We start from the raw sequence: 12,475 nt of genomic DNA, 5'->3' as shown, positions 1-12,475 counted from the left end.
GCGCCGGGGGCGGTTGAGGTTCAGACGACCAGAGCGGCGCCGGTATCGGCAGAGCCGACGTGGCGGCGGAAGGCGGCAAAAAGCTCGCGCCCGATGCCGTGGTCGTTGGCGGAGAGGTCGGCGACCACCGGCGTGCGGCTTTCGAAATCGGGGGCCAGCACGGACAGCTCGCCCGCCACCGCGTCAAGCCGGACGATGTCGCCGTCGCGGAGCCGCGCGAGGGGGCCGCCTGCTGCCGCTTCGGGCGCGACATGGATCGCGGCGGGCACCTTGCCCGAAGCGCCGGACATGCGGCCGTCCGTCACCAGCGCCACTTTCAGCCCGCGATCCTGGAGGACGGTGAGCGTGGGGGTCAGCGAATGCAGTTCCGGCATGCCGTTGGCCTGAGGGCCCTGAAAGCGGACGACGACGACGGTGTCCGAGGTGAACTCGCCCGCCTTGAAGGCGTCCTTGACCGCGTTCTGGTCGTGGAAGATGCGTGCGGGGGCTTCGATGATGTGCCGGTCCGGGGCGACGGCCGAGACCTTCATGACCCCCTTGCCGAGGTTTCCGGTCAGCAGCTTCAACCCGCCCTGCGGAGCGAAGGGATCGGCGGCGGGGCGGACGATCCTGTCGTTGAGGCTGGCCCTGGGTCCGTCGCGCCAGCCGAGGCGACCGGCGTCGAGGATCGGCTCTTGCCGATAGGCGATGAGCCCGTCGCCGGCCACGGTCCTGGCATCGGGATGCAGAAGCCCTGCGTCCAGAAGCTGGCCGATGAGGAACGCCAGGCCCCCGGCGGCGTGGAAGTGGTTCACGTCGGCCAGCCCGTTCGGATAGACCTTCGCCATGAGCGGGACGGCTTCGGAGAGATCGGCAAAGTCCTTCAGGTCGAGGATCACGCCCGAGGCCCGCGCCATGGCGGGCAGGTGCAGGACCAGGTTGGTCGAACCGCCCGTGGCCATGAGACCCACGATCCCGTTCACATAGGCGCGTTCGTCCAGGATCTCGCCCGCCGGGCGGAAATCGTTGCCAAGTGCGGTGATCGCGGCGGCGCGTTCGACGGCAGCGGCGGTCAGCGCGTCGCGCAAGGGCGTGCCGGGGTTGACGAAGCTGGCGCCGGGCAGGTGGAGGCCCATGAACTCCATCAGCATCTGGTTGGTGTTCGCGGTGCCGTAGAAGGTGCAGGTGCCGGGGCCATGGTAGCTGGCCATTTCCGCGGCCATCAGCTCTTCGCGCGTGGCGCGGCCTTCGGCATAGGCGTTGCGGACCTTGGACTTCTGGTCGTTGGGGATGCCGCTGGTCATCGGGCCTGCCGGGACGAAGACCGCGGGGACGTGGCCGAAGGTCGCCGCGGCCATGACCAGGCCGGGGACGATCTTGTCGCAGACGCCCAGATAGAGCGCAGCATCAAAGCAGTTGTGCGACAGGGCCACCCCTGCCGCGAGCGCGATCACATCGCGCGAGAAGAGCGACAGCTCCATCCCCGGCTGGCCTTGGGTGACCCCGTCGCACATCGCCGGGACGCCGCCGGCGACCTGGACGGTCGCCCCGGCCTTTCTGGCCGCAGCGCGGATCAGGTCGGGATAGCGTTCGAACGGCTGGTGCGCCGAGAGCATGTCGTTGTAGGCCGTGACGATGCCAAGGTTCGGCACCCGTGCAGCCACAAGCGCGTCCTTGTCGGCCCCCATTGCCGCATAGGCATGCGCCTGGTTGCCGCAGCTGAGATGCGCCCGAACCGGGCCGTTCGACACCGCCCGCGCCATCCGTTCAAGATACTGACCCCGGGTATCGGCCGAACGGGCGCGAATGCGGTCGGTGACATGGGCGATGACAGGGTGGAGCGACATGGCATCCTCTCGGCTTTCTTGCGCGCCAGACATAGCACCATATGTTAGCGCTAACAACAGACATTTGGTCGCAGAGTGACATCAATCCGGCAACCCGAAGGGGAATAGATGACTTGTTGTCCGATCAGACGCGAGACTGCCCGATTGTCGTCCGAATCTTTACCGCAGCAGACCCAAAAGCCAACAAACAAAAGAGTCATGCAAGCCGTATCGCCCCCCTGCTTGCGGGAGAGTTCACGATGAAGAAGATGACGATCCTCGTTCCTGCCACGATTGCCACGGCCATGCTGTCCGCCGTCGTGTTCGCCTCGACGCCGACCTCGGAATCGAAAGGCACCCCGGCGAAGGCGCCCAACCGTGCCGAGGTCTTTGACGTCGCAACCTGCGCCGTCCCGGCGCCCGTGGCCACCGTTCAGACGACCGGCTGGCACAATGCCCTGGGCAGCAAACGGGTCCAGGACCGCGCGCTGATTCAGGCCAGGGACGGCGCTGCAAAACCCTGCGCCCCGATCAGCCTGTAATTCCCTGCCCGACCCTGCCTGGACGCCCGTCCAGGCCCCGGCCTTGGACGGGCTTTTCCTTTGCGCTATCAGACTCCCTTTCCGCGACCCGGGAAACCGGATACTCGCGTGGACAATTGCAGCAACGGGACCGGGGTTAATACATGTCTGAACAGGAAAGCCTGCCGCGTGGACGTCCGGTCGTGCGGCTGAAGCCGAAGGCCGAGGCGCGTGCCATCCGGCATGGCTTTCCCTGGGTCTATGCCGATGAGCTGGTGACGGATCGCCGGACCCAGGCTCTGGTTCCCGGCGCGCTGGCGGTGCTGGAGGATGGCGAGCGCCGGCCGATGGGGCTGGTGACGGTCAACCCGCGCTCGAAGATCATCGCCCGGATGCTGGACCGCGATCCGGCGGCCGAGATCACGCAGCCTTGGTTCGCCGAGCGTCTGTCCCGGGCGCTGGCGCATCGGGCACGGCTGTATCCGCAGCCCTTCTATCGTCTGGTCCATGCCGAGGCGGACGGCTTGCCGGGTGTGGTGATCGACCGATTTGGCGATGTGGCGGTCGTGCAGCCCAACGCGGCCTGGGCCGAGGCGCATCTGGCGCCTCTGGTGGCGGCGCTGGTGGCGGTGACCGGGGTGACGACGGTCATCAAGAACGGCTCGGGCCGGGCTCGGGGGCTTGAGGGGCTGGAGGAGGAGATGGCCGTGGTGCATGGGCTAGCACGGTCCGGGCCGGTGCCGGTGCCGATGAACGGGGCGATCTACATGGCCGATCTCATGGGCGGCCAGAAGACCGGCCTGTTCTTCGACCAGCGCGAGAACCACGCCTTTGCCGCCCGTCTTGCACACGGGGCGCGAGTGCTGGATGTGTTTTCCCATGTCGGCGGGTTTGCGCTGGCGGCGCTGGCCGGGGGGGCAGAGAGTGCCCTTGCCGTCGATGCCTCGGCTGCGGCACTGACGCTGGCGGGGCAGGGGGCAAAGGCTTCGGGGTTCGGGGACCGTTTTGCCACCCGGCAGGGCGATGCCTTCGAGGTGCTGGAAGCGCTGGGGGCGGAAGGAACACGGTTCGACCTGGTGATCTGTGATCCACCCGCCTTTGCGCCCGCGAAACCGGCGCTGGAGGCGGGGTTGCGGGCCTATGAGCGCATCGCGCGGCTGGCCGCGCCGCTGGTGGCGCCGGGGGGGTATCTGGTGCTGTGCTCCTGTTCCCATGCCGCCGATCTGCTGGCCTTCCGCAATGCCAGCGCGCGCGGGATCGGGCGAGGTGGGCGCAGGGGGCAGATCGTCCACACCGGCTTTGCCGGGCCGGACCACCCGGTGCTGCCGCAATTGGCGGAAAGTTCCTACCTGAAGGCGCTGGCGTTCCGGCTGGACGGATGAAGGCGGTCCTTGACGCCTGTGTGCTGTATCCGACCGTCCTGCGCGAGATCCTGCAAGGCGCTGGCGAGGCGGGTCTCTACCAGCCGGTCTTTTCCGAGCGCATCCTGCGCGAATGGGTGCTGGCGACGGCCAGACTGGGGCCCGAGGCCCCGATGATCGCAGAAGGCGAGGCGGCTGCGCTGCGGGCGGCCTTTCCGCGCGGGCTGGAACGGGCGCATCCCGAGATCGAGGCGCGGCTGATCCTGCCCGATCCGAACGACCGCCATGTGCTGGCCTGCGCCATTGCCAGCGGGGCGGATGCGATCGTCACCTTCAACGCGCAGGACTTTCCCGGCCATGTTCTGGCCGCCGAAGGCATCGCGCGACGCGACCCGGACGGGTTTCTGTGGGAGCTTCACTCGCGCCATCCCGAGGTCATGGGCCGGATCGTCGAAGCCGTGCGCGCCAAGGCCGAGGCGATTTCGGGTCAGCCGGTGGCGCTGAACGCGCTGCTGAAGCGGGCGCGGCTTTACCGGCTGGCCAAGGCGCTGGGGGTCTAGGGCACGGGGCCTCAGCCCCGGCGCGCCGTCACCATGTCGCGGGCCATCCGCAGGGCGGCGATCAGGCTGGAGGCATCGGCCCGGCCTTGCCCGGCGATGTCGTAGGCGGTGCCGTGGTCGGGCGAGGTGCGGACGAAGGGCAGCCCCAGGGTCACGTTGACGCCGCCCGCAAAGTCGATGGTCTTGATCGGGATCAGCGCCTGATCGTGGTAGGCGCAGACGGCGGCGTCATAGCCCGCTCGCGCTGCCGCATGGAACATGGTGTCGGCGGGCCAGGGGCCGGTGATCGCCAGCCCTTCGCCCGCAAGACGGGTGACAAGCGGGCGGATCATCCGCTCTTCCTCCCATCCCATCGCGCCGCCTTCGCCTGCATGGGGATTGAGCCCCGCCACCGCAATACGGGGATCGGGCAGGCCGAAATCGCGGATCAGTCCGGCATGGGTGATGCGGATGGTCTCTTCCAGCAGGGTTTCGGTCAGGGCGGCGGGCACCTCTGACAGGGGAATGTGGATCGTCGCCGGCACCACGCGCAGACCGGGGCAGGCAAGCATCATGACCACGCGGTCCACACCCGCAAGGTGGGCGAGATATTCGGTATGGCCGGGAAAGGCGAACCCGGCCCCGTCCTTCAGCGCCTTCTTGTTGATCGGAGCGGTGCAGACGGCGGCTCCCTGGCCGGACCGGACCAGCCGGACTGCGCGTTCGATCACCGCGATGACGCTGGCGGCGTTGGCGGGGTCGGGCCGACCGGCCGGGGCGAGACCTGGGAAATCGTGTCGCAGGACCGCCATGGCCCCGTCACCGGGCGGATCGCCCTCGGCCACTTCGCGCCAGTCGGTGCCGGGGGGAAGATGGCGGGGATCGCCGATCCAGACGAAACGCTCGCCCGCAGACCAGGCCTTTGCCGCGATCTCGGGCCCGATGCCGGCGGGGTCGCCGCAGGTCAGCAGGATCGGACGGCTCACGGCTCGCGGATGATGGCGGCAGAGCGCAGCTCTTCCAGATAGCCTTCCGCCAACCCTTCCAGCTTCTGGTTGATGACCTGTTCCCGGATCTGGTCACGGGTCGGAGCCGGTTCGAGCACCTGTTCGCGCCCGCACAGCATCAGGAACCGGCGGAAGCCGCCCCGGGTCAGGTTGACCGAGCTTTCACCAGGGTCAAGCCGCGCCAGTTCCAGCGCGACGTCGCCCGGAACCGTTTCCAGGCCCGCCTTGGTGATGGTCAGCCGATCCTCGGGCAGGCCCTTGGCCAGACCATACAGATCGTTGCAGTCGTCACTCGCCGCGCGGATCCTGGCGATTTCTGCGGCATCGTCGGGAACCAGGAACTCGGCCCATTCGACGCTGACCGAGATCGGTTCGGCCTTGGTGTCCCTGGCCACGTCGCGCAGCAGGAACAGAACGACCGCCCCGGGCACCGCGATGGGATCGGACACCTCTCCCGCGCCCAGCGCAAGGATCTTCTGCCCGATGGCAGCGGGCAGGTTGGCCAGCGGCAGCCAGTCCAGCCGCCCGCCCGACCCTGCGGTCGATGCGGCCGAATAGCGCCGGGCAGCCGAGGCAAAGGCAGCCTCGCCGCTGAGGGTGTCCGAAAGCTCTTGTGCCTTGGCCATCGCGGCCTCTTCCTGGCCTTCGGGGGCCGGGATCACCAGTTCGCTGACAAGGACCTGCAACGCGCGGGGCCGGGCCGAGGCTTCGAGCGCGCGGTCGATGTCGTTTTCCGAGATCTGCACCTGTCCCAGGAAACGCGCCCGCACCGCCTGCCGCCACAGCAGCCCGGCCGCGACGAAGTCACGGAAGGTTTCGGGAGCGATACCGGCCTTGCCAAGCTCGGTCACGAATTCCTCGGGGGTAAGGTTCGCGCGCGCGGCGAATTCGGTGAGGCCGGCCGTGAGATCGGCCTCGCTCAGCTTGAGGCCAAGGCGTTCGGCTTCGGACTGCCGCAAGCGGTCCTCTGTCAGGGCTTTCAGCGCCTCTTCCTCGGGGTTGCCGGGCGCGCGCAGGACGCGCAGGAACAGGGCGCGCTGTTCGACCTCGTAATTGGTGATGACCCGGTCGTTGACGTAAAGCCGGGGGGTGAACAGGTCTTGCGCCAGCACCGGGGCCGTCAGGGCCAGGGCCAGGGCGACAGCCGCCACCTGTCGTTTCAGAACCGAGACTTTCATCGTTTCCGCCGCTCTTCCTCAATCCCGCGGGTCTTTGGCCCGCCGCTTCTGCCGCCCCGTCGCACCCGCGTCTACTGCCGACAGGTCCGCGCCGGGCCGCCGGTCACACCGCTGCCGAACCCGACAAGGTCCAGTGACAGGCCGAAATCCGTCGTCGGCTTCACACTAGTGGATGACGTGAAGCGACGCGAGAGGGAAACATCAAACCGGATGCATTCGTTCAGGAACTCCAGCCCCAGCCCCGCCACCGTGCCGCGGTCGGCGACAAAATCGTAGCGGCCGGAGAAGTTTGCCGTCCAGTTCGGCGTGATCTTGCGGCGCGCGTCGAAGGTGATCTCCTGCGTCGGGACGGGTCGGCTTTCCAGCGGGTCGGCCACGGCCCAGATGACCGAGGTGGCAACCGCGGTCTTCGGCCCGTTGACAGTGACACGCGCCTCGCCCTTGGTCACGCTGAGGTCGTCGTCAAGCACAAGTCGCCCGCTGAGCGCCAGCCCGTCGGCCAGGGTGAAGTTGACGGCGGCCAGCCAGTCGGAGCTTGCCCCTGCCAGACCCGAGCCCGGGCTGAACTGGCCAAGGCCGGCTTCACGGATGACGCGACCCAAGGTCACGCCCAACGACCAGCCGTTCGGATCAAAGCGGGTCCAGGTCACGCCCAGATTGGCCCGGGTGCCACGTTCCACGGCATCCGAGCCGGGGAAGCGGTCGAGCGAGAAGAGATTGCCTTCGTCGAATTCCACCAGAGCCGAATCCTCGTTCGGCACGGTGTCCGAACTTTTCGGGGCATAGACAAGCTGGACCACGGGTTCGATCACATGGGTCGCGCCCGTCGCCCCGGCCTTGACCCATGGCCAGCGCAACTCGACACCGGCTGCGGCATGGGTGCGGTTCTTGCTGCCCGCATAGGTTGCATCGTTGGTGATGGAATAGGCATCGGCGGTCGCTTCGCCCAGGACCGAGGCCTCGATCCCGACCGGAAGCAGGAAACTTCTGCGCCAGTCGATGCGGGCCGAAATGCGCCCCATGTCGCGCCCGTCGGGGATCGTGTCGGCGTCGGGGCCGTCGATCGGACTGGTCGAAGTGCGGTAGTGGTTGTGGGTCTGCAGCCGAAGGCCGCCTTCGCCCCCCAGCGGCCCCAGCGAAAAGCGCCGGTGGAAGGTCAGGTCGGCCACGAGCGAAGGAATGGCGCTGTCGACCTCGTCCTCGCGCAGGGTCTGGAAGCTGATGATGCGGGCCGAGATATGTTCGTTGCGGCGGGTGCGCCTGATCTCGACCCGGCTGTCCAGGCGGTCGGCGTTGCCAAGCCCGTAATCCAGCATGTAGGCCGGATCGGTCACGGTCTGCCCGTCGAAGGTCAGAAGGAAGCGCTCGGGCAGGGTGAACTCCCCCGTGACCCGCAGATAGCCGCGGGTTTCGCCGGGAAAGAGCTTGTCGCGCGTCACCGATCCGGTCGCGTCGATCTGGCCGGTCGCAAAGGCCTGCCGATAGCGCAGTCCCAGGGTCTGCGACTGGCGCGCTGTCAGGTAGGGGGTCAGCGTCAGGTCGGCGGATTTGCCGAGGACGATGAAATAGGGGACCTTGATCCCGGTGCCGAGGTCAGAGGTCGTGCGGACCTGTGGCATCAGGAAACCCGTCGCGCGCTTCAGCGTCGGGTCGGGCATCCGCAGGCGCGGGATGTAGAGGATCGGCACTCCGGCCAGCCGGAACTGGGCGCGGTCGAAGTAGATCTGGCGTTCCTGTTCGTCGTGCACCACACGGCGGGCGCGGATTTCCCACAGGGGCGTCGGGTCCCCTTCGCAGACCTTGCAGGACGAAGCCGCCACCGTCTGCAACGCGGTATAGCGCCCCGAGACGCGGACCATCCGGTTTGCCGCCATCTGCAACTGCTGGTTCAGGACCAGCCGCGCCGAGGACAGGATGCCTTCCGAAAGGTCGGCCGCAAGCTCGGCCTGGCTGGCGAGGATCAGGGTGTTCCCCGTTTCCTCGGTCAGGACGATGGGTCCGGTGATCTCCAGCCGGTCGGTGGACTGGTCAAAGACGATCCGGCTGGCCTTCAGGCGGCGGCCCTTGAAGAAGACCTCGACATTGCCGTCCGCGATCAGCCTTGTATCGCCGGTGATCTGCAGATTGTCCGAGACCAGCGTGGCCCGATCCTGCGCGAGGGCAGGCAGGGCGAAGGTCGCAAGCGCCAGGATCAGGCCAAGGAGGCGCCGCATGTCAGCCGTCCTCCAGGTGCAGAAGCAGGCCAAGCGACAGCATGACGGCGGCGACCGGCGGGCTCCAGGCGGCCAGAAGGACGGGTATCTGCCCGCTGTCCCCCAGGGCCTGGGCGAAGTTGCGCAGGAAGTAGAAGCCGAACCCGGCCAGCAGCGCGAAGAGGACCATGCGCCCGGTCCCGCCAAAGCGCACATGGCGCATGGTGAAGCCTGCCGCCACCAGCACCATGGCCGCCATGAGAAGGGGCAGGGCAAGTTCCATCTGATACCACAGCCTGTAGGACTGGGCCGAGAATCCGGCGCGCTCCAGATCCGCGATATAGCCGGGCAGGTCCCAGAAGGCTATGGCCGAAGGGGTGCCGAAGCTGTCGCGGATCCGTTCCGGCGTAAGGTCCGAAGGCAGGGCGATGGGGCCGGGATCGACCACGGCCAGAAGCTCGGGGTTCGGCAGGGTCAGGTCCCAGGTCTTGGTCCCGGTCAGTTCCCAGGCGCCTTCCACCAGCCGCGCCGTCTCGGCCTCGATCCGCGTGCCGGGGGTGCCGTTCAGGTCGAAGCCGATGAAGGTCACCCCGAACAGTTCGGTGCCGTCCAGGTTCGACCGCGCGGCCTGGATGACGGTCTGGCCGTCTTCGGACCCCTGGCGCAGCCATAGCCCGGTGTCGGCCACCGAAAGGACCGACCGCCCGCCGTGGCTCAGTTCGGACCGCCTGTCGTCATAGGCCTTGGAGGTGGCGGCAACGAGGGGATTGAAGAAGGCCACCGCCAGAAGGCCCAGGGCAACCGAGACCAGAAGGGGAGTCATCAGGAAGTGCAGGCCGGACCGCCCCGCTGCCCGCACGACGACCAGTTCGGACGACCGCGCGAGACCGAGGAAATTGGCGATGGCCCCCATGACCATGATAAGCGGCAGGATGCGGTAAAGCGTTTCGGGCACGCTGAGCAGCGACAGTTCCGCCGCACCCGTCAGACCGATGCCGGCATCGGAGAACCGCCGCAGCTGTTCGATCATGTCGATCAGCATCAGGATGGCGAAGAAGACGAGGAAGACCTTGCCCACCGTTCCCAGAAACCGCCGCGCGATGTAAAGGTTCAGCGTCACGCCGCCGCCCTCCGCCGTCTGGGCTGCTGGGCATACCAGAGCAGACCGCAGCCCAGGACGATCCCGACAACAGGCGCGAGATAGAGGACCGGCCATGAGGTGGCCGAGCCGATGGCGACGCCGCCCGCCCAGGTCCAGACCAGCTGGACCGCGATCAGCAGAGCGACCGCCAGCGCCATCTGCCGCCAAAGGCCAAAGCGCGAAAAGCTGCCCAGCATCAGCGCGGCAAAGCCGATCAGGGGGGCGGCGACTCCCAGAAGCGGCGCGGCGAGGCGACCGTGGCCCTCTTCCAGAAGCTGCGCCGCGCTGGCCCCGGTTGCTGCCTGGGTCTCGGCAGAGGCCTCGAGCAGCACTGGGGTCGGCAGGGCGTTCAGGGCAATCTGCCCGCCGTCTGCGATCGAGACGAGGCCGCTCAGATCCAGCGTGAAGTCGGCAAAGCGCGTCACCGACATCCGCGCCCCGTCGCGGGTGAGCGTCTGGGTGGATCCGTTCACCATGACAAGTTTCGGGGCGACCTCGCCGCGAACCAGAAAGGCCTTGCGGGCCGAATGGACCGCGCGTTCGGTGGGTGAGCGTTCGTCGGACAGGAACAGGTCCAGAAGTTCGCCGGTCGGGCTGACTTCGCGGATGTAGAGCGTGACCCCCCTGGTCGGATGGATGAACTGTCCGGCGCTCAGGAAGCGCGAGGTGACATTCCGGGAAATCTCGGCCGAGCGTTCGCCAAGGATCCGCTGGCTGGCCGGAACCAGAACATTCGTCAGCACCAGATGCATCAGCATCACGGTGAGGCCGAAATAGACCACCGGGCGGGCAAGGCGAAAGGCCGAAAATCCGGTGGCCTGCATGACCACCAGCTCGCTTTCCTGCATGAGCCGGTTGGTCACATGGACCGTCGCGGCGAAGGCCGCCACCGGCAGCACAAGGCGGATCGCGTTCGGCAGGGTCAGAAGCGAGAACTCAAGGAACACAAGCGCCGACTGGCCGTCGCCGATCAGTTGATCGAACAGGCCCACGGCCCGGTTGACCCAATAGACCGCCACCAGCACCAGGGCAAAAAAGCCAAACAGCGCGAGCAGTTGCGACAACAGATATCTGTCGAATCTAGACACGCCCGACCCGGCCTCTACTACATCTGGGGCGGACCCTAGCGGAATTCACCGGCGGCGAAAACTGCTATCTGGCCAAGCGCCGGTCAGGGTTGTAGCGTCCCGGCAAGCCCCCGCCGAAGGGCGGAAAACCTGACCAGACGAGAGAGCAAGATGCCAAAGCCCCTGCCGATCCAGTTCCAGGCCACCGATCTTGAGGCCCTTTCCAGGCAGACGGGTCGCATCGCGGTCCTTGCCGAGCCCGGCCAGCCGCCAAGCCCCGGCTTTCGCCGCCTTGACCGGCTGGCAAAAGGCGCCCTGTCGCGGGCCTACGGGTCGGAAGCCTTTGGCAAGCTGAAGCCCGGCGAGGCGATGGATCTGGCCTTTCCGCCCGGGATGGCGGCAGATGCGGTGCAATTGATCCGGCTGGGAAAGAAGGCGGACCAGGCCCAGGCGCGCAAGGCGGGGGCTGCGGTCGCGCGGACGCATGGTGCAGCCGGGTCGCTGCTGCTGGCCGAGGGGCATCCGCGCGCGGCCGACATGGCCTTTGGCCTGGCCATGCGCGCCTACGATTTCGACACGCACAAGAGCGGCGAGAAGACCGCGCCCGGCCCGGTGACGCTGATGGCGACCAACCCCGAGGCCGTGGCCAGGGCAGCCGCCCCGATGGCTGCCGTTGCGGAAGGTGTGTTCTTCACCCGCGACCTGGTGAACGAACCCGCCAACGTGCTGACAACGCACGATTTCGCCGCCCGTCTTGCCGCAATGCAGGAGCTTGGCCTTGACGTCGAGATCCTGGAGGAAGACGAGTTGATGAAGCTGGGCATGGGGGCCCTGATCGGCGTGGGGCAGGGGTCGGAAAGCCCCTCGAAGGTGGTCGTCATGCAATGGCACGGCGGCAGGAAGGGCGAGGCGCCGTTTGCCCTGATCGGCAAGGGCGTGGTCTTCGACACCGGCGGCATCTCGATCAAGTCTGCAAGCGGCATGGAAGAGATGACGATGGACATGGGCGGCGCGGGCGTCGTGGCCGGGGTCATGCGGACGCTGGCGCTGCGCAAGGCCAAGGCGAATGTGGTGGGCCTTGTCGGGCTGGTGGAAAACATGCCGGACGGGCGCGCGCAGCGTCCCGGGGATGTCGTGAAGTCGATGAAGGGCGACACGATCGAGGTCATCAACACCGATGCCGAGGGGCGTTTGGTGCTGGCCGATGTGATGTGGTATGCCCAGGAGCGGTTCAAGCCGACCGGCATGATCGACCTTGCCACGTTGACCGGCGCGATCATCGTTGCGCTTGGCCACGAGAACACCGGGGTCTTTTCCAACAACGACGATCTGTGCAACGCCTTCCTTGCCGCCGCCAAGGCCGAAGGCGAGGGTGCCTGGCGGATGCCCCTGGGCGAAGCCTATGACGCCAAGCTGAAGTCGCGCATAGCCGACATGATGAACGTCGGCGGCCGCGACGGCGGGGCGATTACCGCGGCGCAGTTCCTGCAACGCTTCGTCAAGCCCGGGACACCCTGGTGCCACCTGGATATCGCGGGGACCGCGCTTTTGAAATCGGAGTCGACGCTGGCTCCCAAGGGGGCGACGGGCTGGGGGGTCATGGCGCTGGATCGGCTGATCCGCGACCGGTTCGAGAAGTGAGGCTCCTGCGCGGTCCGGGCTGC

The 12,475-nt window shown here is 67.5% G+C and carries 10 protein-coding genes; 4 read left to right on the top strand and 6 right to left on the bottom strand.

Annotated elements, in window-relative coordinates; all coding sequences use genetic code 11:
* Nucleotides 1–20: 20 nt before the first annotated feature.
* Nucleotides 21–1,826, bottom strand: coding sequence for a phosphogluconate dehydratase (gene edd / locus D5084_RS17225; protein ID WP_128516743.1), 1,806 nt, complete (start codon nucleotides 1,824–1,826; stop codon nucleotides 21–23).
* Between the two features lie 239 nt (nucleotides 1,827–2,065).
* Here edd and D5084_RS17220 point away from each other — a divergent pair, with 239 nt between their 5' ends.
* The 3 genes from D5084_RS17220 (at nucleotide 2,066) to D5084_RS17210 (ending at nucleotide 4,247) form a co-directional block, all read left to right on the top strand.
* Nucleotides 2,066–2,347: a hypothetical protein gene (locus tag D5084_RS17220; protein ID WP_128516742.1), complete on the top strand. Its 282-nt coding sequence runs from the start codon at nucleotides 2,066–2,068 to the stop codon at nucleotides 2,345–2,347.
* Between the two features lie 143 nt (nucleotides 2,348–2,490).
* Nucleotides 2,491–3,708 (top strand): RSP_2647 family RNA methyltransferase, encoded by a 1,218-nt coding sequence (locus tag D5084_RS17215; protein ID WP_128516741.1) that lies wholly within the window; start codon nucleotides 2,491–2,493, stop codon nucleotides 3,706–3,708.
* Nucleotides 3,705–4,247, top strand: a complete 543-nt coding sequence (locus tag D5084_RS17210) for an RSP_2648 family PIN domain-containing protein (protein WP_128516740.1) — start codon at nucleotides 3,705–3,707, stop codon at nucleotides 4,245–4,247. Before D5084_RS17215 ends, D5084_RS17210 begins: the two co-directional genes overlap by 4 nt.
* An 11-nt stretch (nucleotides 4,248–4,258) precedes the next feature.
* Here the strand turns inward: D5084_RS17210 and pdxA are convergent, their stop codons facing one another.
* From pdxA to lptF, 5 genes are all read right to left on the bottom strand, one after another.
* Nucleotides 4,259–5,212 (bottom strand): 4-hydroxythreonine-4-phosphate dehydrogenase PdxA, encoded by a 954-nt coding sequence (pdxA, locus tag D5084_RS17205; protein ID WP_128516739.1) that lies wholly within the window; start codon nucleotides 5,210–5,212, stop codon nucleotides 4,259–4,261.
* The gene (locus D5084_RS17200) at nucleotides 5,209–6,411 is read right to left on the bottom strand and encodes a peptidylprolyl isomerase (RefSeq protein WP_128516738.1); all 1,203 of its coding nucleotides are present in this window, start codon (nucleotides 6,409–6,411) and stop codon (nucleotides 5,209–5,211) included. Before D5084_RS17200 ends, pdxA begins: the two co-directional genes overlap by 4 nt.
* Nucleotides 6,412–6,482: 71 nt before the next feature.
* On the bottom strand, nucleotides 6,483–8,624 hold the full coding sequence (locus D5084_RS17195; protein WP_128516737.1) for an LPS-assembly protein LptD: 2,142 nt from the start codon (nucleotides 8,622–8,624) through the stop codon (nucleotides 6,483–6,485).
* 1 nt (nucleotide 8,625) lies between these two features.
* Nucleotides 8,626–9,723, bottom strand: a complete 1,098-nt coding sequence (lptG, locus tag D5084_RS17190; RefSeq protein WP_128516736.1) for an LPS export ABC transporter permease LptG — start codon at nucleotides 9,721–9,723, stop codon at nucleotides 8,626–8,628.
* Nucleotides 9,720–10,832: an LPS export ABC transporter permease LptF gene (gene lptF, locus D5084_RS17185; RefSeq protein ID WP_128516735.1), complete on the bottom strand. Its 1,113-nt coding sequence runs from the start codon at nucleotides 10,830–10,832 to the stop codon at nucleotides 9,720–9,722. The genes lptG and lptF overlap by 4 nt, the downstream gene beginning before the upstream one ends.
* Nucleotides 10,833–10,982: 150 nt before the next feature.
* Here lptF and D5084_RS17180 point away from each other — a divergent pair, with 150 nt between their 5' ends.
* Nucleotides 10,983–12,452, top strand: coding sequence for a leucyl aminopeptidase (locus tag D5084_RS17180; protein ID WP_128516734.1), 1,470 nt, complete (start codon nucleotides 10,983–10,985; stop codon nucleotides 12,450–12,452).
* Nucleotides 12,453–12,475: the final 23 nt, after the last annotated feature.

This window comes from Tabrizicola thermarum, assembly GCF_003574395.1.
In the GTDB taxonomy this organism is placed as follows: domain Bacteria; phylum Pseudomonadota; class Alphaproteobacteria; order Rhodobacterales; family Rhodobacteraceae; genus Tabrizicola; species Tabrizicola thermarum.
The sequence above is the reverse complement of the archived record's forward strand: the minus strand, read 5'-3'. Positions and strand labels throughout refer to the sequence as shown.